The following is a 21,765-nucleotide window of genomic DNA, read 5'->3' on the forward strand; positions in this document are numbered from 1 at the left end:
TCATGGGTGCATATGAAAAAGAGGGCAAAGCTGTACCGAGCGAATTGTCCGCAGGGGAGCAGGATACTCAGGAACTCGAGTCGAAGGCCGCGTTCGAGGCGGAACGCAACAGAATTATCGAAGCCCGCTCAGGCAAGCCAACGATCATCAGCAAGGCGGGGGCTGGAGGACTGGGCATGTTCGGCGTCGCCGACGTGTTAGCCGATGAGTTTTCCTTTGTGGGCACATTGCCCAACAACGCCGTTGTTCGTGCTAACGAATTTCCCATCACCGCTTATGTCGATGGCAACGACAACGACTATGTCTACATACAAGTGCCGCGCTGGGCGGAAAGCGGTGGAATCGATTACGAAGACTCACGTGATGAAGTGCGCTTGATGTTTGACGGGATCCCTTGGCGATACATGGGGGAGGACGGAGATCAGGAGGAGCCGGAAGAAGAGGAGCGGCGTGGCCAGCCGTTCAGCCTCCCGTATCCGATCGAGCCGAGTCAACCCTTTCCCGTAGAGATCCAGATTACGCCGAAGATGCTCGAGAGCCTGGGTGAGGGCATTCACCGACTTAGCTACATCGTCGTCAACGATCAGGCCCTGAACGAGGATTTTTCGCTACCTCAGCGTTTCACCCTTGATCGAATAGCACCCTCCAATGGTGTGACGCCAGCCGCGTTGCTCATGCCTACCGTTGCTCCACCCATTGAGAATGGCGTGCCGGTCTTCACCAGGGAATACATGGACGCCAACCCGATCATTACCTTCCCCATCCCACCGGGCTATACGATCGCTCGTGCAGGCGACGGGATCACTCTGCTCAACGGTTTGAACGAGTCGGAAGTCTTGCCGCTAACGGTCATCTGGCCAGAAACCGAAGCCGTCAGGCCCCAGCCGCAAATCGCGGTCCCCGCTGCGGCGCTGATTGCGTTGGGCAATGGCGGTCAGCAACTGGTGTATATCCTGAGCGACCGCGTTGGCAACCCAAGTGGTAAATCGGCTGGGTTCAACTTCCGTGTACGCCTGGAGGCGGAGCCGACGAACTTGTTGAGACCTGAGATCAAGACACCGATCCTGCGGGCGGACCTGTTCCCCCTCACGAGCGTTGTGAAGATCACCATCCCGTCCTATGACAATGCGCAGCCGACCGATGAAATCGTCGTCAGTTGGGTCGACGGTAGTGGCAACGCGCGTCAGTTGCCAGCGTTTCCCTTCTCGGATGGCAGGACTACCGTGAATTGGGCATTTTTGTCTACACCCGATTCGCGGGCGCTTTATACCGCCACGGTCAACTACCAGGTCGTGCGCAACGGTCAGCCGTTTGGTCCATCGCCAGATGCTAACCCTCGGGTAGACCTGCGGATCGTGGGCCCGGTGAATCCTAACGAACCGGACCCGGTGAACCCAGCACTGACCTTGTTAACTGTGGTCGGGGGCAGCAGCAACTCACCCAACAACTTCATCACGCCGCTGGATGCTGAGTTGAACGGCACCATCCGCTTCACGGTGTATGAAGGCGCTAGCGCGGGTCATATCGTGACCATTTTCTACGGTACGCAACAAGTCAGTACCCTGACCCTCGTCGGCGAAGTTCCTGGGGATAGCATCGAATTCCCGCTGCCTTGGGCAGTGATCGAGGCGCAAGGTAACGGCGTGGTTCTGGCCTATTACACGATTCGAGAATCTGCCACATCCGGCAACGCCCAGCAGTCGTTGAATACCCGGGTGAATGTCAGTGCCATTACCGTGCTGATGCGTAACTTCGTCTGGTTCGACTATACCCAGAGCGTGCCGAGTGCCCGACAGAATAAACGCCCAGGCACCACTACCAACCTGACGGGCGTGATCAATTGTTCCAGTGCGCCGTGGAACGCCATCAACCTGATCCTGCGCGACTTCCGCCCCACCGACCCTGAATTGCCGGACGAGGCAGCCAACCCACCGGCTTCGGTGAGTATTCAGCCTGGTGACATCCTGACCGTGTTCTGGGAGTACCACGCCGGTTCGTCCCTGGGTGAGGTGAGTCCGCCGACGGTCCAACGTACCTTGCATGAACTGGAGGTTCCAGCGAGCTACAACGCGGCTGCCGGGGTGCGGTACCAGGTCCGTTACACCAACGATCTATTCAACCAGACCACAAACCCGCCGGCCCCGGCGGCCGATTCAATCGTCTGCAGGTTCTCGATTCGTCGAGGGGCGAGCTCGTGGATCTCTCGGCCGTGCCTGGTCAAGTACAACACCCGCCAAGGGGGGCTGGTGTGTTCGGGTTGGGTCGTTAACTGAGGAGCCATTTGATGAAGTTACAACTCATCCAGTGGGATTCTGCTGGGTGAGTTGTAGGGAAATCCCCACTAGTTGTGGAAATTTCCTACAGATCTGCTTCTCGGGGCTTCCTAAGATTGCGCCGCTTCTTTCAACGCCACTGGGGCGAGCAAAAATCTGCTTTGAAAGGTACCCTCCATGCAAGACATCCATAGCTTAAGAATTCACACTGTTTCAGGTTTCGCTTTAACCCGGTTAGCGTGTTTGCTGACCTTGGGTCTACTCAGTCCACACGTCTCAGCGGTCGTTCTGGACAACCAGACCATGACCATCACGCCAGCTGAGCCGCGCACCAATTACGTTCTGATCAATCAATCGTTGCTGACCGTCAACGGTGGGCAAACCTCCAGCATTTCGGTCAACAACTCACGGCTGAACATTCTCAGTGGCGACAGCCAAGTAACCAATGGCACAGCGATCAGCTTGGTGGACAGCCAAGCGAATATCGCCAATGCTGCGATCACCAGCACTAATGGCGTCGGTCTGTTGCTTGCGCATTCCGCAGGTGCCGGTTCGTCGGCAACCGTGCTTAACAGCCGGATTCAGGGCGGCACGGCCGCGTTGCAGGTGAACGCCGACGGTGTGCTCGACATTTCTGGTTCGCAGATGACCGCAACTGCGGCAAATGGCAACGGCATGCGGCTTCAGGGCGGCACGGCTCGAGTCACCGGGAGCAGCATCACCGGGCAAGGCGCTGGGGTGTGGATGTTGACCGAAATCGCCCGGCCGACCGTGGCTACCCTGAATCTGGATGGCAGTTCGGTCTCCAGTGTCGCGGGGCCAGGGGTCGATGTTCGTACACGCAGCGACGCGATTATCGACCTGCGCAACCGTTCATCTATCACTTCAGGCAATGGTACGGCGGTCGTGGTGGCAGGCTTCTCCAACCTTGCACTCACGGCAGCTGACTCCGCCATCACGGGTAACGTCAGTGTGCTTTCCGGCGGGCGGGCGAGCCTCGACCTGCGACGCTCCATCTTGCAAGGGGATGTCACAGGCGAGGCCGGCAGCACGGTTTCCTTGGCCTTGGCCGACGACACGCGGATGACGGGCAACGTCAGCAACGTGCAGTCGCTGACGTTGGACAGTGGCGCTCAACTGACCGGTTCTACCACTGCGGTCGCTCAGGCCAGCATCGGCTCGGATGCCCGCTGGACCATGATCGGCAACAGCGATGTCGGTGACCTGGCAATCAACGATGGCACTGTGGTCTTTGGGGACGGTTCCAGTTTCCATACCCTGACCGTGAACAACCTCTCGGGCACCGGTAATTTCCACATGAATGGCGATTTCGTCACCGGCCAGGCGGACCAACTGGTCGTCACCGGCAGTTCCAGTGGCAACCACGGCCTGTTGATGGCCAGCAGCGGCCAGGAAGCCAGTGTGCAGAGCCTGAGGCTGGTACAGACGGCCGACGGTGGGGCGCAGTTCCATTTGCTCAACACCGATGACAAGGTCGAAGTGGGTGCGTTCTCCTACGGTTTGAAGCAGGACGGCACCGACTGGGTTCTGGACCGCGAAACCCGCACCGTGGCACCTATCACCCTGTCGGCCATGGCGCTGTTCAACACCCCCATCACCGTCGCCTACGGCGAGCTCAGCTCGCTGCGCAGCCGCATGGGCGAATTGCGTTACAGCGAAGGCCGCAACGCTGGCCTGTGGATGCGCGGCTATGGCAACCAGTACAACGTCAGCGGCTCGACGTCGGGCGCGGGCTACCAGCAGAACCAGCGCGGCCTGAGCCTGGGTGCCGACCTACAGCTGGGTGAAAGCGACTGGTTGCTGGGTGTGCTGGCCGGTAGCAGCCGTTCGGACCTCAACCTGGCCAAAGGCTCCTCGGGTAGCGTCGACAGCTACTACCTGGGTGGCTATGCCACCTGGCTGGACCGCGAGACCGGCTACTACGTCGACACCGTGGTCAAGTACAACCGCTACCAGAACAACGCCAAGGTTGGCATGAGCGACGGCAGCCGTTCCAAGGGCGACTACGACACCCACGGTGTGAGTGCGTCGGTCGAGGCGGGCAAGCACATCAAGCTCGATGACGGCTACTTCGTCGAACCCTTCGCCCAGGTAGCCACCGTCGTCGTTGCCGGCAAGGACTACTCCTTCAGCAACGGCCTGCGCGCCGAAGGCGACACGGCCAAGTCGGTGCTCGGCAAAGTGGGCGCCACCGTCGGCAAGACCATCCCGCTGGACGGCGGCGGCATGCTCCAGCCCTACCTCAAGGCGGCCTACGCCCATGAGTTCGCCCAGCGCAACGAGGTGCGGGTCAACGACAACCGGTTCAACAACGACCTGTCCGGCTCGCGTGGCGAACTGGGCGCGGGCGTGGCCTGGCAGGTCTCCAAGCAGTTCCAGGTGCATGCCGATGTCGAGTACAGCAATGGCAAGCACATCGAGCAGCCCTATGGTGTCAACCTGGGCGTGCGCTTCGAGTTCTGATAGCGCGGCTGTTCAGCGCGGCTGAATACCCGGTGGTGTCAAGTCGGCGGCTGGCCGTGACAGTGCGTGCAACTTGCGCTCGATCACGTCCAGCCGTCGTGTGCTGATGATGTCCGGTGTCAGCCCTGTGGCCAGGAAGATCTGCGAAGGCAGGTACTTCACTCCCCACCACTGGAATAACTGGGTCAGTTCGAAATCCTGCTGTGGGTCGGCACACGTGTCGACATTGAACTCGTAGAAATCGACCCGGGGCCATTGCCCGGCCAGGGTTTCAAGCTGGGGGTGCAATTCCACGCAGGGCGGGCAGCTCTCCGAGCGGATCAGCAGCAGCGACGGGCGATGGTGCTCGTAGCGCTCCAGCAGCGACTTGAGCGTGAAGGGGTTATGCAGGCTGATCATCGACATGGCGCTTGCCCTGGGTGCGGGTTCCCGAGCTATTCAACGCCGTGATGCGCGTTCAGGAAACTGGCAGAACTATCAGTTGACGGAGGGGAAGGGCGCTGTTCGTGGCGGCCTCATCGCGGGACGAGCCCACGCCTACAGGTTCACCTTCGAACCTGTAGGCGTGGGCTCGTCCCGCGATGGCCACACCCACTAATCCAGCTTGGCCCAGTACCTGAACATCGGTTCGGCCAGGAACAGCACGAACAGCAAGCGCATCACCTGCAGCGCCGTCACCAGCGGCACCGACAACTGCAGGGTCTCGGCCGTCAGGCTCATCTCGGCGATGCCGCCGGGCATCATGCCCAGGGTCAGCGAACGCAGGTCCAGGTGGGTGAGCAGGCTCAGGCCCCAGGCCGCGCCTGCGGCCACCAGCATGCACAGCGCGGTCGCCACCAGGGTGCGCCCCAGGAACGACGGTGCACGGCGGAAGAAGGCTCGATTGAAGTGGCAGGCCAGGCCGCTGCCGATCAGCCACTGGCCGAGCTGGCTGGCACCATTGGGCAGGGCGATCTGCAGGTCGCCCGCCAGGCACACGCTGGCGGCCACCACCAGCGGCCCGAACAGCCAGGGGTTGGGCTGGCGCAAACGCTGCCAGAGCAACGAGGCCAACACACCCAGTGGCGCGATCAGCGCCAGCCAGCCCCAACTGACACTGCCAGCAGCATGGTTCAGCGCTGCGCCATCACCGAGCAACAGCTTGAACAGCGCCGGCACGCACAACACCACCGCCAGCACCCGCAAGCTCTGGGCCGCAGCCACCTGGCTGAGCACCGCGCCGTTGCGCGCGCCCAGGTTGACCATCTCCCCCGACCCGCCCGGCATGCTGGCGAAGAACGCCGTGGCCCGGTCTTCCCCGGTGCGCCGCAGCAGCCACACGCCGATCACGCTGGAAGCCGTGGTCACCAGCGCGCCGAAGAAGATCAAACCGAAGTGGCTGGCGACCTGCTCGATCACCTCGGGGGTGAAGTGCAGGCCAATGCCGATGCCAATGATCCATTGGCCGCATTTGCGGCCATTGGGGATTTCCGTCAACTGCCAGGGCGTCAGGCAGCGCACCAGCATGATCGCCAGCAACGAGCCGACCATCCAGGGCAAAGGCCAGCCGACCTGGCTGGCGAGAAACCCGCCCGCCAGCCCGACCAGCCCGGTCATCCAGAACAGTGGCAACGACCGATCAGGCATCGGCCACGGCCCGGCGTTGCAGGCTGCGTTTGCGCCAGATGCGCAGCAGCGGCAGGCTCAGCATGCAGAACACCAGGACCCACACGCTCATGCTGATAGGGCTCGACCAGAGGATGCCCAGCTCGCCGTTGGAGATCGACAGCGCGCGGCGCAGGTTCTGCTCCATCAGCCCGCCGAGGATGAAGCCCAGCAGGATTGGCGACAGCGGGAAGTCCAGCTTGCGCAGGATGTAGCCCATGATGCCGATGCCGACCATCAGGAACAGGTCGAAGGTGGTGGCGTGCACGGCGTACACACCGATCGCGGTGATGATCGCGATCACCGGCACCAGCGCCCAGTTCGGCACTGCGAGGATGCGGGTGAAGATGCGAATCATCGGGATGTTCAGGATCACCAGCATGATGTTGGCGATGAACAGCGAGGCGATCAGGCCCCAGACGATGTCCGGTTGCTGTTGGAACAGCAGTGGGCCGGGGGTGATGTTGTACAGGGTCAATGCACCGATCATCACCGCCGTGGTGCCCGAGCCCGGCACGCCGAGGGTCAGCATCGGCACCAGGGCGCCGCAGCAGGAGGCGCCGATGGCGGTTTCCGGGGCGGCCAGGCCGCGGGCGTCGCCCTTGCCGAACTTGCCCTTGGCGCCGGCGATGCGCTTCTCTGTCATGTACGCCACCGCACTGGCCAGGGTCGCGCCGGCACCGGGCAGTACGCCCATGAAGAAGCCGAGCAGGCCGCAGCGGATGTTGACGACGAACACCGAGGCCGCTTCCTTGAGGTTGAACAGCATGCGCCCGGTGGCCTTGACCGCTTGGTGGCCGTGGTGGGTCTTCTCCAGCAGCAGCAGGATCTCGCTGATCGAGAACAGGCCCAGCACCAGGACGACGAACTGAATGCCGTCGGCCAGGTGCACGCTGTCACCGGTGAAGCGATACACGCCGCTGTTGGCGTCGATGCCCACGGCCGAGAGGAACAGGCCGATCAACGCGGCGATGAAGGTCTTCAGCGGCTTGTCGCCGGCCATGCCGCCGAGGGCGACGATGGCGAACACCATCAACACGAAGTATTCCGCCGGCCCGAAGGCGATCGCCCATTTCGCCAGCAGCGGCGCGAACAGCACCATGCCGCAGGTGGCGATGAAGGCGCCGATGAACGAACTCCAGGCCGACAGCGACAGGGCCACGCCTGCCAGGCCCTGGCGGGCCATGGGGTAGCCGTCGAGGGTGGTCATCACGGTGGAGGCTTCGCCCGGGATGTTCAGCAGGATCGAGCTGATGCGCCCGCCGTACTCGCAGCCCAGGTACACGGCGGCCAGCAGGATCAGCGCCGATTCCGGTGGCAGGCCGAGGGCGAAGGCGATGGGGATCAGCAGCGCCACGCCATTGATCGGGCCGAGGCCCGGCAGCAGGCCGACGACGGTGCCAATGAGGGTGCCGATGAGGGCTGTGACCAGGTTGTAGGGGCTCAGGGCGACGCCGAAGCCCTGGCCGAGGTAGCTCAAGGTATCCATGTGTCAGTTCTCCAGTACGTCGAGCAGGCCGAGGGGCAGGGGTACGTCCATCACCCGGTCGAACAGCCAGTAGAGGAAGATGCTCATGCCCACCACCACGATGGCGCTGTGCAGCCAGCGGCCGCCGTACAGGCGGGCCATGGGCAGGCCGATGAGGCTGGCGCTGAGGATGAAGCCCAGCGGCTCGAAGGTGGCGGCGAAGACGATCAGCAGGCCGACGCAGGCGGTGATCTTGGTGAGGGTCTCGCGGTCCAGCGGCAACTCGTCATCCTTGTGCACGATGGGCGTCGGGCGGATAGCCAGGTACAGCAGGCCCAGGCTCATCAGGCCGAGCATCAGCAGCGGGTAGGCGCGCGGGCCCACCGGTTCATAGGAAAAAGCGGCCTGGTAGGGCCAGGCCATCACGGCCAGGGCGGCGCAAACCGCCAGCAGGGCCAGGGCGAACAGGCGTTGCAGGATCATGGGGCAATCCTCGTGCGTGATCTTGGGGCACGGCGCCTGTGGCAGCGGGCTCGCCCCGCGATAGCGTCAGTGGCAGCAACGGTGTTGTCCGTGCTGCCGCTATCGCGGGCGAGTCCGCTCCTACAGGGATCGTGGCGGCTTACTGGATCAGGCCGAATTCCTTGGCCAGGGTCTTGTAGTCGGCGACCTGCTTCTTCACGTAGGTGTCCAACTCCGCGCCGGTCATGGCGAACGGGAACAGCTCGCGCTGGTCTCGCAGCTTGGCGAAGTCCTCGGAGGCCAGCAGCTTGTCGAAGGAGGCCTTCCACCATGCGTAGTCCTCGTCGCTGACCTTTGGCCCCAGGTAGAAGCCGCGTACCACCGGCCAGACGATGTCGTAGCCTTGCTCCTTGGCGGTGGGGATGTTCTTCATCTCTGGCTCGTCCAGGCGCTGTTCGGAGAACACCGCGAGGATGCGCATGTCGCCGCTCTGGATGTGCGGCATGGAGTCGGAGATGTCGGTGGAGCCGACCTGGATGTGCCCGCCGAGCAGCGCGGTGGCGATCTCGCCGCCGCCTTCCAGGGCCACGTAGCGCAGGTCGCGCGGGTTGATGCCGGCGGCCTTGGCGATCAGCGCGGTCTGCATCCAGTCCTGGCTGCCAACGGTGCCGCCGGAGCCGATCACCACCTTGCCCGGGTCTTTCTTCAGGGCCGCGACCAGGTCGTCGAGGGTCTTGTAGGGCGAGTCGCTTTTCACCGCGATCGCGCCATAGCTGGTGCCGACTGCGGCCAGCCATCTCACCGCGTTCTCGTCGAAGCGGCCGAACTTGCCTTGGGCGAGGTTGAGCAACGAACCGCTGGACCAGGCCACCAGGGTGCCGGCATCGCCTGGGCGCTGGGCGACTACCGCGTTGTAGGCCACCGCGCCGACACCGCCGGGCATGTAGGTCACGCGCATGGGCTTGCTGAGGATCTTCTCGTTGACCAGGGCGCTTTGCGCCAGCTTGCAGGTCAGGTCGAAACCACCGCCGGGCGAGGCCGGGGCGATGCATTCGGGGCGTTTCGGTTCGGCGGCCAGGGCGTTGCCGGCGAGCAGCAGGCACCCGGTGGCCAGGGCGAGGCGGCGCAGTGAAAGGTTCATCGTCTATCTCCGTGAGCGTTGTTGTTATGGGTTACCACAAGGCCAGGCTGTAACTCACCAGCAGCCGCACTTCGTCGGCGTCGCGGGCGAAGTTCGAGCGGAACGTGGCGTTGCGCAGGCGCACGGCGACGTTTTTCAACGGGCCGCTCTGCACCACGTACTTGAACTCGGTGTTGCGCTCCCACTCCTTGCCCTCGCTGCCATCGGCGCGGCTGACGTTGTCGCCGTTGATGTAGCGGGTCATGAAGGTCAGGCCGGGGATGCCCAGGGAGGCGAAGTTGTAGTCGTAGCGCACCTGCCAGGAGCGCTCGTCGGCGCCGGCGAAGTCGTTGATCTGCACGAAGTTGACCAGGTACGGGTCGGCGCCATCGATGTACGGGAAGGCGCTGTCGCCCGACAGGTGCTGGTAAGCGCCGCTGAACTTGTGCCCGCCGAGGGTGTAGCTGAGCAGGCCGTTGACGGTGGTGTTGTCGATCTTGCCGGCCAGGGCCGAGCCCTGCTCGTCGCTCTTCGACAGACGCAAGTCAGCGCCCAGGGTGCCCGGGCCCCACGGCTGGGTGGCGACCAGGCCGACGAAGTGCTGGCGGTAGATATCGTCGAGCTGGGCGAAGTGGTAGCTGCCGGTGATGCGGTCGGTGAACTTGTAGTCCAGCCCGCCCAGGTCGTAGTGGTCGGCCGAGAACGTGCCGCCGAAGCGGCCATTCTTGTTGTTCAGCGCCAGGTCTTCCCAGTTGGTGTCGTTGCGGTCCTTGGCCTTCTCCAGACGCCCGCCGGTGAAGGTCAGGTTCTTGATCTCGTTGGAGGTCAGCAGGCCGCCTTCGAATGTTTGCGGCAGGATGCGCCCGTCGTTGGGCTGCAGGGTCGGCAGTTCGGGGATCAGCGTGCCGACCTTCAGTTCGGTCTTCGACACCTTGACCTTGCCGGTCAGGCCGAGCTTGGAATATTCATCGGCGGCCTTGCCGTTGTCATGGGTCGGCAGCAGGCCGGTGTCGGTACGGTCGGGGCTGGAGTCGAGCTTGATGCCGAGCATGCCCAGCGCGTCCAGGCCGAACCCCACGGTGCCCTCGGTGTAGCCAGACTCGAAATTGAGCATGAACCCCTGGGCCCATTCGTCGCGCTTGGATTGCTGCGCGCTGGTGCCGTCGCGGAAATCGCGGTTGAAGTACATGTTGCGGGTTTCGAAGGTGGCCGTGCTGTCTTCGAAGAACGCGGCCTGGCTCATCGGGGCGACGCCGGCAAGGGCGAGCGCGCCGGCCATGGCGCTGGGGCGGGCGGTGAAGGATCGGATAGGCGCGAACGCCTGCGGCTGCATTGACTGCATCGTCGTCTGACTCCGTTTATTGTTCTTATTGGTATGCACCTTGCTGGTGCTTTTTTCGGCGCGTGGGGCGACCGTGGTGCGATGCTAGGCAATCAACCTTTCGCTAACCTTTCAGCGTGAAAGGTTTGTGACAAGGGGCTTCACAGCCCTCCCGACGGCGGTACACTCCGCGCCACCGCCCCACCCGAGCAGGGAGAATCCGATGCGTGTGCTGCTGGTCGAAGACCACCTGCAACTGGCTGAAAGCGTGGCCCAGGCCCTCAAGAGCCATGGCCTGACCGTGGACGTGCTGCACGATGGCGTGGCCGCCGACCTGGCCTTGGCCAGCGAGGACTATGCCGTGGCCGTGCTGGATGTCGGCCTGCCGCGCATGGACGGTTTCGAGGTGCTGGCGCGCCTGCGCTCACGGGGCAAGACCCTGCCGGTGCTGATGCTCACCGCGCGCAGCGACGTCAAGGACCGTGTGCACGGGCTGAACCTGGGCGCCGACGATTACCTGGCCAAGCCGTTCGAGTTGACCGAGCTGGAGGCACGGGTCAAGGCCCTGCTGCGCCGCAGCGTGCTCGGTGGCGAGCGCCAGCAGCGCTGCGGGCCGCTGGTCTACGACCTCGATACCCGGCGCTTCACCCTCGGCGAGGAGCCGCTGACCCTCACCTCCCGCGAGCAAAGCGTGCTCGAGGCATTGATCGCCCGTCCTGGTCGGGTGATGAGCAAGGAGCAACTGGCCGCCCAGGTGTTCGGCCTGGACGAGGAGGCCAGCCCCGACGCCATCGAGATCTACGTGCACCGCCTGCGCAAGAAGCTCGATGGCCACCCGGTGGCGATCGTCACCTTCCGTGGGCTTGGCTACTTGCTGGAGCACCGCGATGCGTGACACCGGTAGCCTGCGTGGGCGCCTGCTGGGCAACCTGGCGCTGCTGCTGGTGGTGTTGATGCTGGCCAGCGGCCTGAGCGCCTACTGGAACGGCCGTGAAGCCGCCGATACCGCCTACGACCGCACCCTGCTGGCCTCGGCGCGGACCATCGCAGCGGGCCTGTCGCAGCGCGATGGCACCCTTAGCGCCGATGTGCCCTACGTGGCCCTGGACACCTTCGCCTACGACAGTGCCGGGCGCATCTACTACCAGGTGCTGGACATCCACCAGAAGCTGATCTCTGGCTACGAGAACCTGCCACCGCCGCCGCCCGGCACGCCGCGCACCGACGACTACCCGGCGCTGGCACGCTTCTACAACGCCACCTACCTGGGCCAGGACGTGCGTGTGGTCAGCCTGCTCAAGGCGGTCAGCGAGCCGAACATGAACGGTATGGCGGAGATTCGCGTGGCCGAGACCGAGGAGGCGCGGGTCAGCATGGCCCGTGGCTTGATGGCCGATACCCTGCTGCGCCTGGGCATGTTGGCGCTGGGCGCGCTGGTGATGGTGTGGTTCGCCATCAGCGCCGCGTTGCGCCCGCTGGAGCGGCTACGCACGGCTGTGGAGGAGCGCCAGCCTGACGACCTGCGGGCCTTGCCGGTGGTGCAGGTGCAGCACGAACTGGGGCCGTTGGTGCGTGCGCTGAACCACTTCACCGAGCGCTTGCGTGGGCAGTTCGAGCGCCAGGCGCAGTTCATCGCCGACGCCGCCCATGAACTGCGCACGCCCCTGGCGGCGCTCAAGGCGCGGGTCGAACTGGGGTTGCGCTCGCGCGAGCCTGAGGAGTGGCGCCAGACCCTGGAGTCCGCTGTCCAGGGCACCGACCGCCTGACCCACTTGGCCAACCAGTTGCTGTCGCTGGCGCGGGTGGAAAACGGCGCGCGGGCCATCGCCGAGGGTGGCGCCCAGCGCCTGGACTTGAGCCAGCTGGCCCGTGAGCTGGGCATGGCCATGGCCCCGCTGGCCCATGCCCGTGGCGTGGCCCTGGCGCTGGAGGCCGAAGCGCCGGTGTGGCTCAAGGGCGAGCCGACCTTGCTCAACGAGTTGCTCAGCAACCTGGTGGACAACGCCTTGGCGCATACCCCGGCGGGGGGCAACGTGATCCTGCGGGTGCTGGCCCCGGCGGTGCTGGAGGTGGAGGACGATGGGCCGGGGATTCCCGAGGCTGATCGCGAGCGGGTGTTCGAGCGCTTCTATCGGCGCAGCATGCAGGGCAGTGGGCTGGGGCTGGCCATCGTCGGCGAGATCTGCCGGGCGCACTTGGCGCAGATCAGCCTGCATGATGGCGAGAAGGGGGGGTTGAAGGTGCGGGTGAGTTTCATCGCCGACTAGGTCGGCACGGTCACCCGCGCAGCATGTCCCGCGCTTCGAGCAGCTCGGTCAGGTCCAGGTCCTTGCCCTCGGGCAAGCGCAGGTGCTGGTAGGCGGGCAGGGTGGTCAGCGGCCTGCCGCGTCCGCGCAGGCTCAATGAGCGGGCGATCTGCACGATGCCGATGTAATCGATGCTGTCGGTCTCGCGCTCCAGGTCCTGGACCTGGCTGGGCAGGTTGACCAACTGCTCGGGAAACTCCCAGGCGCTGAGGATCTTGTCGCCCAGCACCGGGTGGATCTGCTCGATCACGTAGTGCAGGCACACCGGGTCGGACAGCAGCTCGTTGTGCTCCTCGGCGTAGATCAGCACTGGCAGCGCGCCGATCTGGTGGACCAGCCCGCCGAGGGTCGCCTGGTCGGGTTTGAGGTGGGTGTAGCGACGGCAGATTTCGTAGCTGATGCCCGCCACTTCCAGGCTGTTTTCCCAGATATCTCGCAGTTTTTGCTCCACCGCCGGCGAGCGGGCATGGAAGATCTGCTCGATCACCAGGCCGATGGCCAGGTTGCAGCTGTAGTTGACGCCCAGGCGGGTGATCGCGGTGTGCAGGTCGGTGACTTCCACCATGGCCCGCAACAGCGGGCTGTTGACCACTTTGATCAGGCGCGCCGACAAGGCCGCGTCGCGGCCGATCACACGGCTCAGGGCGGCGACGCTGATCTCGCTGTCCTCGGCGGCCTCGCGAATGCTCAAGGCCACTTCCGGCAGCGTGGGCAGGACCAGGTCGTCGTTGTCGATGGCGGCGAGCAATTGCGCTTGAACCATCTCGGCCAGGTTGTTCATGGACTTCTCTACCGCAGTGGTGGAACGGCCCCGTCGTGACGACGGGGCAGGCTGGTCAGCGTTGGATTTCCCGATCGCGATCCAGTTCATAGGGAAGGCTCAGCAACTCCAGGCGCGGCCCTTCGAGGCTGCCCAAGTGCAGGTTGTCGTCTTCCACCGCATCGGCGCTGAGCACCGCCAGCAGCTCGCAGCCCTGACCATTGCGTGCGGCGATCACCACCTCGCCCACCGACGAGCCGTGGGTGGGCGAGAAGATTTCCGCACCTGGGGCCGGCGCCTGCTCCTGGGCCAGTGCCAGGCGGTACTGGCGGCGCTTGAGCTTGCCCAGGTACTGCATGCGCGCGACGATTTCCTGTCCGGTGTAGCAGCCTTTCTTGAAGCTCACGCCGCCGACGGCCTGCAGGTTGATCATCTGCGGGATGAACAGCTCGCGGGTCGGGCCCATCACCTGGCCAATGCCGGCGCGCACCTGGCCGAGCAGCCAGGCGTCCAGGGTGACTTCGGGGAGCGCGCCGGCGAGGGTCGCGCGCACGTTGGCGGCGTGTTCGGCAGGCACCCACAGTTCGACGCGGCCTTCGGACACGCGAACCGCGATCAGGCCGTCATGGCGCACGGTGGCGCCGGCTTCTTCCGGCAGCGAGAGGCCCAGTGCCTGCAGCACGGCATCGGCCTGCTGCAGGCCGAAGCGGGCCCAGGCGGCGCTCTCATCGGTCAGGGTGGCCTTGGAAAAGACCGCGTACTTCTTGAGGTCCGCCAATTGCGCTTCGAGCAGTTCGCTGGCCATGGCCAACAGGTAGCCGTTGCCCTCGGGCAGGATGCGGAAGCTCGACTGCATGCGGCCCTTGACCATGCAGCGCGCGCCGAGGCTGGCGTGTTCCAGGTCGAGGTAGTTGAGGTTGCAGGTCAGCTGGCCTTGCAGGAACTTGCCGGCGTCAGAGCCGCGCACGGCAAGGATGCCCTCGTGGGACAGGGGGGTGAAGAAAGCGGAGTCGGCCATGGGTCATCGCGATTGCTAAAGACTGGCGGCCATCATAGAACGCCGGTAACAAAATAGGTAGGTGAGCAGACCAACGCCTAGTACCTCCCTGGCCATCGCCCTGTATACTGGCGGGCCATTCGAGGAGGGCCCCATGGTCGAACAAACTGAACTCAACCGGCTTTTCTGGCACAGCCGCCGCGGCATGCTGGAACTGGACGTGCTGCTGGTGCCATTCACCCAGGAAGTCTACGCCACCCTCAGCGAAAGCGACCGCGAGCTGTACCGTCGCCTGCTGACCTGTGAGGATCAGGATATGTTCGGCTGGTTCATGGAACGCAGCGAGTCCGAGGACCCGGAGTTGCAGCGCATGGTCCGTATCATCCTGGACCGTGTCCAGCCCAAGTGACGGTTTCCAGTGCCGTTGGCAGGGCTCGCGCCTGCTGCTGGCGGCCTACCTCGTCGTCCAGTCGCTGGCGTTCACGGCGCTGGTTTCGAGCGTGATACCCAGCTGGCTGATCATGTCCCTCGCAATGGCCTGCCTTGCCCACGCCTGCTGGGCCATTCCCCGCCGTATCCTTCTGACCCACCCTGAAGCCATCACCGGCCTGCGCCGCGATCCGCACGGCTGGCAACTGTTTAGCCGTGCCCAGGGCTGGCAGCCGGCGCGATTATGCCGAGACAGCCTGGCGTTGCCGGGGTTGGTGGTGCTTAGGTTCGTGCGCGAGGCGCGTTGGCTGGGGGAAAGCCAATGCATTCCCTGGGATGCGCTGGCAGCGGACGAGCATCGGCGCCTGCGGGTGCGGTTGAAGTTCAGTCGGCGGCGATGGGTCGAATATCAGCGCGAAATTTGAGCGGCCTATCGCTGGGCAAGCCCTCTCCTGCAGGTTCAGCGCCGTCCCTCAGGACGGCTTGAGCACGGTATCCTTCGCCTCCGGCAGCATTCCCGGATAATCCAGCGTGTAATGCAACCCGCGGCTCTCCTTGCGCTGCATCGCCGAGCGAATCATCAGCTCCGCCACCTGCGCCAGGTTGCGCAACTCAATCAGGTCACGGCTGACCTTGTAGTTGCTGTAGAACTCGTCGATCTCGTCCAGCAGCAGGCGCACGCGGTGCTCGGCGCGCTGCAGGCGCTTGCTGGTGCGCACGATGCCCACGTAGTCCCACATGAAACGCCGCAGTTCGTCCCAGTTGTGCGCGATGATCACGTCTTCATCGGAGTCGGTGACCTGGCTGGCATCCCAGCAGGGCAGGGCGCGGGGCATCTGCACCTGTTCCAGGTGCGCCTCGATGTCGGCGGCGGCGGCGCGGCCATAAACGAAGCACTCGAGCAGCGAATTGCTGGCCATGCGATTGGCGCCGTGCAGGCCGGTGAAGCTGGTTTCGCCGATGGCGTACAGGCCCGGCACGTCGGTGTGGCCACGCTCGTCGACCACCACTCCGCCGCAGGTGTAATGGGCCGCTGGCACCACTGGGATCGGCTGACGGGTGATGTCGATGCCGAATGCCAGGCAACGTTCGTAGACGGTGGGGAAGTGATGCTTGATGAAGTCGGTGGGCTTATGGGTGATATCCAGGTATACGCAGTCCACGCCCAGGCGCTTCATCTCGTGGTCGATGGCACGGGCGACGATGTCTCGGGGCGCCAGCTCCTCGCGTGGGTCGAAGCGTGGCATGAAGCGCTCGCCGTTCGGCAGGCGCAGCAGCGCGCCCTCGCCACGCAGGGCCTCGGTGATCAGGAAACTCTTGGCCTGCGGGTGGTACAGGCAGGTGGGGTGGAACTGGTTGAACTCCAGGTTGGCCACGCGGCAGCCTGCGCGCCAGGCCATGGCGATACCGTCGCCGCAAGCGCCATCGGGGTTGCTGGTATAGAGATAGACCTTGGCCGCTCCGCCAGTGGCCAGCACGGTGAAGCGTGCGCCGAAGGTGTCGACCTCGCCGCTGTTGCGGTCCAGCACGTAGGCGCCCAGGCAGCGCTCGCCCGGCAGGCCCAGGCGCCGCTCGGTGATCAAGTCGACCGCCACGCGTTGTTCCAGCAGTTCGATGTTCGGGCGTTGGCGCGCCTGTTCCAGCAAGGTGGTGAAGATCGCCGCGCCAGTGGCGTCGGCGGCATGGATGATGCGGCGATGGCTGTGGCCGCCCTCGCGCGTCAGGTGGAACTCGAAGCCGCCATCGTCGACGCTGTAGTGCTCGTCACGGGTGAAGGGCACGCCTTGCTCGATCAGCCACTCGATGGCCTCGCGGCTGTGCTCTACGGTGAAGCGCACGGCATCTTCATGGCACAAGCCGCCACCGGCGTTGAGGGTGTCCTCGACATGGGACTGCACGGTGTCGGTGTCGTCCAGCACGGCGGCGACGCCTCCCTGAGCCCAGAAGGTCGAGCCGTTGGCCAGGTCGCCCTTGCTCAGCACGGCGATGCGCAAGTGGCTGGGAAGGTTCAGTGCCAGGCTGAGACCGGCGGCGCCGCTGCCGATCACCAGGACATCATGTTGGAATTGTTGGCTCATGTCGGGACACTAGTAATCAAAGGGAGGGGCACGGCACAATAGTCAGGCGCAGATGGCATTGTGAAACTATCGTGAAAAGCGACCGGGCTGCCTTTATAGCAGCCCCCGGTGGCCATTTTCCAATGGCGCTTGCGCCGCGACGGCAATCTTCGTGGGAACTTTCCAGTGGCCCAGGAAATCCTATGAAGGCTGCCCGCACGCCACAATTGCCGCGGCGACGCAGGGCAGTAGGCTCTACCCGGGCTGACACCTGCGTATTCGAGACACCGTTTATCGACGCAGCCGGCCGTGACCGCGCTGCGTCTTTCGTGCGAGCCGACCAAGGGCCGCAGGAAACTTGCTTGGAGGGGAGAACTTTTGCGCAAAGCCCGAGTCTATGTTTGCAAGCCTGAACGATGGCTGTCGCAACGCTCCTTCGAGTTCATTGAGGAGTGTTCATGCTAACCCAGGAAGAGGATCAGCAGCTTGTCGAGCGCGTTCAACGCGGAGACAGGCGAGCGTTCGATCTGTTGGTGCTGAAGTATCAGCACAAGATTCTCGGGTTGATCGTGCGGTTCGTCCACGACACCCACGAAGCCCAGGATGTGGCGCAGGAAGCCTTTATCAAGGCCTACCGTGCGCTTGGCAATTTCCGCGGAGACAGTGCTTTCTATACCTGGCTGTACCGCATCGCCATCAACACGGCGAAGAACTACCTGGTGTCCCGTGGAAGACGGCCGCCAGACAGCGATGTGAGCTCCGAGGATGCGGAGTTTTACGACGGCGATCATGGTCTCAAGGATCTCGAGTCCCCAGAGCGCTCGTTGTTGCGGGATGAAATCGAAGGCACTGTCCATCGCACCATCCAGCAACTGCCTGAAGATTTGCGCACGGCCCTGACGTTGCGTGAATTCGACGGTCTGAGTTACGAGGACATTGCCAGCGTCATGCAGTGTCCGGTGGGTACCGTGCGCTCTCGAATCTTCCGCGCTCGGGAGGCCATAGACAAAGCCCTGCAGCCTCTGTTGCAGGAAACCTGAGACAGCGGCGACAGCCAAGAGAGGAACCGCCATGAGTCGTGAAGCTTTGCAGGAATCGCTGTCCGCGGTAATGGATAACGAAGCGGACGAATTGGAACTGCGTCGGGTGCTGAACGCCGTCGACGATGCCGAAACCCGTGCCACCTGGTCACGCTACCAGATCGCTCGCGCGGCCATGCACAAGGAACTGCTGCTGCCTAAGCTGGACATCGCCTCCGCGGTGTCCGCTGCCCTGGCCGACGAGGCCGTGCCAGCCAAGGTCAAAACTGGCCCATGGCGCAGCATCGGTCGTCTGGCCGTGGCAGCTTCGGTCACCGTCGCCGTGCTCGCTGGTGTGCGTCTGTACAACCAGGATGAAATCACGGGTGCCGAGCTCGCCGCCCAGCAACCTGCCCAGCAAGGCTTGAGCCTGCCACAGGCGCAGGGCCCTGCCGTTCTGGCAGGCTATAGTGAGAGCAGTGAGCAACCGACCGGGCCGATGGCCAACGGCGTGCTGCAGAACCAGGCAGGCTGGGATCAGCGCTTGCCAGGGTACCTGCGCCAGCATGCCCAGGAATCTGCGCTCAAGGGCACTGAAACCGCACTGCCCTACGCACGCGCCGCCAGCCTGGAACCCGCCAAGTAAGGAGGATCATGCGCGCGCTACCTCTTCTGTCGATATTGCTCGGCAGTTCCCTGACGCTGCCAGTGCTGGCGGCCAACTCCTCGCCCGAGGCGAGTGAGTGGTTGAACAAGCTGGCACGGGCTGAGCAAGGGCAGAGTTACCAGGGTTCCTTCGTCTACGAACGCAATGGCAGTTTTTCCACCCACGACATCTGGCATCGCGTCCAGGATGGCAAGGTCAGCGAGCGGTTGTTGCAGCTCGATGGCGCCGCACAGGAGATCGTGCGGGTCGATGGCAAGGTGCACTGCGTCAGTGGGTCCCTGGTCAGCGGCGTGGGTACCCCACCCGATTCTGCGCCGCGGGTGCTCGATCCACTCAAGTTGATGAGCTGGTATGACCTGAGCGTGGCAGGCAAGTCACGCGTCGCCGGGCGCGACGCGGTGATCGTTACCCTGACCCCGCGTGACCAGCACCGTTATGCTTTCGAACTGCATCTGGACCGCCAGACCGGCCTGCCGCTGCGCTCGTTGATGCTCAACGACAAAGGGCAGTTGCTGGAGCGCTTCCAGATGACTCGTCTGGACACTGAAGACCTACCTACCGACAGCGACCTGCAGGCCAGTGCGGCATGCAAGGCGGTTGAGCGAGTGGCTCCGACCACCGCCGAAGCCGCCGCCGGCTGGCGCTCCGACTGGCTGCCGCCAGGTTTCGAACTGGTGAACAGCGCGGTGCGCCGTGATCCCAAGCGCAACAGCATGGTCAGCAGCCTGATGTACGACGATGGGCTGGCGCGTTTCTCGGTGTTCCTCGAGCCGATCAAGGATGACGCCGGCATCGACACGCGCGCCCAGTTGGGGCCGACCGTGGCGGTCTCGCGGCACCTGACCACACCCAAGGGCAAGGTCATGGTCACGGTGGTCGGGGAGATCCCGCTGGGCACCGCCGAACGCGTCGCACTGTCGATGCGCGCCCAGGATGCGCAGGCGCGCCAATGAGGATTGGCGCCTGCTCCCGCAGCCGTGAGAACCTTCGGCTGACATGAAATTAAAGCATTGTCATTTGCAATCCGTTGGTAAATTTTCTATAGGTCAGGCTTCTTGGAGTCTGGCCTTTCCTGCTTCTGCAGGGGCCCTTCTGCTAACTACGCTCGTTGTGACGGGAGCCGTATGTCAATACCACGCTTGAAATCCTACCTATCGATGTTCGCCGCCGTGCTGATGCTCGGCCAGGTGCTCACCGCCCAGGCCGAGGAAGCCCTGCCGGACTTCACCACCCTGGTCGAGCAGGCCTCGCCGGCCGTGGTCAACATCAGCACCAAGCAGAAGCTGCCGGACCGCCGCGTCGCCGCTGGGCAGATGCCCGACCTCGAGGGGCTGCCGCCGATGTTCCGCGAGTTCTTCGAGCGCAACATGCCGCAACAACCGCGTTCGCCGCGTGGCGACCGCCAGCGGGAGGCGCAGTCGCTGGGCTCGGGCTTCATCATCTCCAGCGATGGCTACGTGCTGACCAACAACCACGTGGTCGCTGACGCCGACGAGATCATCGTCCGACTGTCCGACCGCAGCGAGCTGCAGGCCAAGCTGGTCGGCACCGACCCGCGCACCGACGTCGCCCTGCTGAAGGTCGACGGCAAGAACCTGCCGACCGTGAAGCTGGGTGATTCCGAGAAACTCAAGGTTGGCGAATGGGTGCTAGCCATTGGCTCGCCGTTCGGTTTCGACCATTCGGTGACCAAGGGTATCGTCAGCGCCAAGGGCCGCACGCTGCCCAATGACACCTATGTGCCGTTCATTCAGACCGACGTGGCGATCAACCCGGGTAACTCCGGTGGCCCGCTGTTCAACATGAAAGGCGAGGTGGTGGGCATCAACTCGCAGATCTTCACCCGTTCCGGCGGCTTCATGGGCCTGTCCTTCGCCATCCCGATCGATGTGGCGCTGGATGTTTCGAACCAGCTGAAGAAAGACGGCAAGGTTAGCCGCGGCTGGCTCGGCGTGGTGATCCAGGAGGTCAACAAGGACCTCGCCGAATCCTTCGGCCTCGACAAGCCGGCGGGCGCCCTGGTGGCCCAGGTGCTGGAGAACGGCCCCGCAGCCAAGGGCGGCCTGCAGGTGGGCGACGTGATCCTCAGCCTTAACGGCCAGCCGATCATCATGTCGGCCGACCTGCCACACCTGGTGGGCGGTCTCAAGGATGGCGACAAGGCCAAGCTGGAGATCATCCGCGAAGGCAAACGCCAGAACCTCGACATCACCATTGGTGCGTTGCCGGACGACGATGCCGACATCGGCACTGGCGGCCAGGGTGGCGCCGAGCGCAGTAGCAACCGCCTGGGCGTGTCGGTGGCCGACCTGTCCGACGAGCAGAAGAAATCCCTGGAACTCAAGGGCGGTGTGGTCATCAAGGAAGTCCAGGATGGCCCGGCAGCCCTGATCGGCCTGCGCCCGGGTGATGTCATCAGCCACCTGAACAACCAGGCGATCGGCAACGCCAAGCAGTTCACTGAAATCGCCAAGGACCTGCCGAAGAACCGTTCGGTGTCCATGCGAGTGCTGCGCCAGGGGCGCGCCAGCTTCATTACCTTCAAGCTGGCGGAATAAGCCGGGAGTGATGTAGGAAAAGGGCAGCTTCGGCTGCCCTTTTTACGAGGCGATACGTTCCTTGCAGGAGCGGGCTTGCCCCGCGATGGCGTCTGACCAGGCGACATCGGTGTCTACGCCGTCACTATCGCGGGCAAGCGCGCTCCTACAGGGGGCGGGCATGGGCCGATGAGGACGCTCCCATATCCCTTCGGCTTGAG

The 21,765-nt window shown here is 64.0% G+C and carries 19 protein-coding genes; 10 read left to right on the forward strand and 9 right to left on the reverse strand.

The window, feature by feature from the left end:
- The first annotated feature begins 2 nt into the window (after nt 1-2).
- Nucleotides 3-2,273, forward strand: a complete 2,271-nt coding sequence (locus P0Y43_RS10355) for a hypothetical protein (RefSeq protein ID WP_275637199.1) — start codon at nt 3-5, stop codon at nt 2,271-2,273.
- A gap of 303 nt (nt 2,274-2,576) precedes the next feature.
- The gene (locus P0Y43_RS10360; protein ID WP_275637200.1) at nt 2,577-4,757 is read left to right on the forward strand and encodes an autotransporter outer membrane beta-barrel domain-containing protein; all 2,181 of its coding nucleotides are present in this window, start codon (nt 2,577-2,579) and stop codon (nt 4,755-4,757) included.
- 12 nt (nt 4,758-4,769) lie between these two features.
- Here P0Y43_RS10360 and P0Y43_RS10365 read toward each other — a convergent pair whose 3' ends face one another.
- From P0Y43_RS10365 to P0Y43_RS10390, 6 genes are all read right to left on the reverse strand, one after another.
- Entirely contained in the window at nt 4,770-5,162 is a 393-nt protein-coding gene (locus tag P0Y43_RS10365) for a thioredoxin family protein (protein WP_275637201.1), read from the reverse strand.
- 189 nt (nt 5,163-5,351) lie between these two features.
- Nucleotides 5,352-6,383 (reverse strand): AbrB family transcriptional regulator, encoded by a 1,032-nt coding sequence (locus P0Y43_RS10370; protein WP_275637202.1) that lies wholly within the window; start codon nt 6,381-6,383, stop codon nt 5,352-5,354.
- Entirely contained in the window at nt 6,376-7,890 is a 1,515-nt protein-coding gene (locus tag P0Y43_RS10375; RefSeq protein WP_275637203.1) for a tripartite tricarboxylate transporter permease, read from the reverse strand. The genes P0Y43_RS10370 and P0Y43_RS10375 overlap by 8 nt, the downstream gene beginning before the upstream one ends.
- Before the next feature lie 3 nt (nt 7,891-7,893).
- Nucleotides 7,894-8,352 (reverse strand): tripartite tricarboxylate transporter TctB family protein, encoded by a 459-nt coding sequence (locus tag P0Y43_RS10380; protein ID WP_275637204.1) that lies wholly within the window; start codon nt 8,350-8,352, stop codon nt 7,894-7,896.
- 139 nt (nt 8,353-8,491) lie between these two features.
- A complete protein-coding gene (locus tag P0Y43_RS10385; protein WP_275637205.1) occupies nt 8,492-9,472 on the reverse strand; it encodes a Bug family tripartite tricarboxylate transporter substrate binding protein in 981 nt (326 codons plus the stop codon).
- A 31-nt stretch (nt 9,473-9,503) separates the two neighbouring features.
- Complete coding sequence (locus tag P0Y43_RS10390; protein WP_275637206.1) at nt 9,504-10,793, reverse strand: OprD family porin; 1,290 nt, start codon at nt 10,791-10,793, stop codon at nt 9,504-9,506.
- A gap of 202 nt (nt 10,794-10,995) precedes the next feature.
- Here P0Y43_RS10390 and P0Y43_RS10395 point away from each other — a divergent pair, with 202 nt between their 5' ends.
- A complete protein-coding gene (locus tag P0Y43_RS10395) occupies nt 10,996-11,667 on the forward strand; it encodes a response regulator (RefSeq protein WP_275637207.1) in 672 nt (223 codons plus the stop codon).
- Entirely contained in the window at nt 11,660-13,039 is a 1,380-nt protein-coding gene (locus tag P0Y43_RS10400) for a sensor histidine kinase (RefSeq protein ID WP_275637208.1), read from the forward strand. Before P0Y43_RS10395 ends, P0Y43_RS10400 begins: the two co-directional genes overlap by 8 nt.
- A 10-nt stretch (nt 13,040-13,049) precedes the next feature.
- On the opposite strand, the gene P0Y43_RS10405 is transcribed toward P0Y43_RS10400, so the two are convergent.
- Both P0Y43_RS10405 and P0Y43_RS10410 read right to left on the reverse strand, forming a co-directional pair.
- The gene (locus tag P0Y43_RS10405) at nt 13,050-13,859 is read right to left on the reverse strand and encodes an HDOD domain-containing protein (RefSeq protein ID WP_275637209.1); all 810 of its coding nucleotides are present in this window, start codon (nt 13,857-13,859) and stop codon (nt 13,050-13,052) included.
- Between the two features lie 55 nt (nt 13,860-13,914).
- Nucleotides 13,915-14,856, reverse strand: a complete 942-nt coding sequence (locus tag P0Y43_RS10410) for a YgfZ/GcvT domain-containing protein (RefSeq protein ID WP_275637210.1) — start codon at nt 14,854-14,856, stop codon at nt 13,915-13,917.
- 133 nt (nt 14,857-14,989) lie between these two features.
- On the opposite strand from P0Y43_RS10410, the gene P0Y43_RS10415 reads away from it, so the two are divergent.
- Together P0Y43_RS10415 and P0Y43_RS10420 are read left to right on the forward strand one after the other, a co-directional pair.
- Complete coding sequence (locus P0Y43_RS10415; RefSeq protein WP_275637211.1) at nt 14,990-15,244, forward strand: succinate dehydrogenase assembly factor 2; 255 nt, start codon at nt 14,990-14,992, stop codon at nt 15,242-15,244.
- Nucleotides 15,228-15,689 (forward strand): protein YgfX, encoded by a 462-nt coding sequence (locus P0Y43_RS10420; RefSeq protein ID WP_275637212.1) that lies wholly within the window; start codon nt 15,228-15,230, stop codon nt 15,687-15,689. Before P0Y43_RS10415 ends, P0Y43_RS10420 begins: the two co-directional genes overlap by 17 nt.
- Before the next feature lie 48 nt (nt 15,690-15,737).
- Here P0Y43_RS10420 and nadB read toward each other — a convergent pair whose 3' ends face one another.
- Nucleotides 15,738-17,342, reverse strand: coding sequence for an L-aspartate oxidase (gene nadB, locus P0Y43_RS10425; protein WP_275637213.1), 1,605 nt, complete (start codon nt 17,340-17,342; stop codon nt 15,738-15,740).
- A gap of 437 nt (nt 17,343-17,779) precedes the next feature.
- On the opposite strand from nadB, the gene rpoE reads away from it, so the two are divergent.
- The 4 genes from rpoE (at nt 17,780) to P0Y43_RS10445 (ending at nt 21,565) form a co-directional block, all read left to right on the forward strand.
- The gene (rpoE, locus tag P0Y43_RS10430; protein ID WP_003252049.1) at nt 17,780-18,361 is read left to right on the forward strand and encodes an RNA polymerase sigma factor RpoE; all 582 of its coding nucleotides are present in this window, start codon (nt 17,780-17,782) and stop codon (nt 18,359-18,361) included.
- Between the two features lie 31 nt (nt 18,362-18,392).
- A complete protein-coding gene (locus P0Y43_RS10435; RefSeq protein WP_275637214.1) occupies nt 18,393-18,986 on the forward strand; it encodes a sigma-E factor negative regulatory protein in 594 nt (197 codons plus the stop codon).
- An 8-nt stretch (nt 18,987-18,994) separates the two neighbouring features.
- The gene (locus P0Y43_RS10440; RefSeq protein ID WP_275637215.1) at nt 18,995-19,960 is read left to right on the forward strand and encodes a MucB/RseB C-terminal domain-containing protein; all 966 of its coding nucleotides are present in this window, start codon (nt 18,995-18,997) and stop codon (nt 19,958-19,960) included.
- Between the two features lie 204 nt (nt 19,961-20,164).
- Nucleotides 20,165-21,565 (forward strand): DegQ family serine endoprotease, encoded by a 1,401-nt coding sequence (locus P0Y43_RS10445; RefSeq protein WP_430540240.1) that lies wholly within the window; start codon nt 20,165-20,167, stop codon nt 21,563-21,565.
- Nucleotides 21,566-21,765 lie beyond the last annotated feature (200 nt).

The sequence above is a fragment of the Pseudomonas entomophila genome (genome assembly GCF_029193575.1).
In the GTDB taxonomy this organism is placed as follows: domain Bacteria; phylum Pseudomonadota; class Gammaproteobacteria; order Pseudomonadales; family Pseudomonadaceae; genus Aquipseudomonas; species Aquipseudomonas entomophila_G.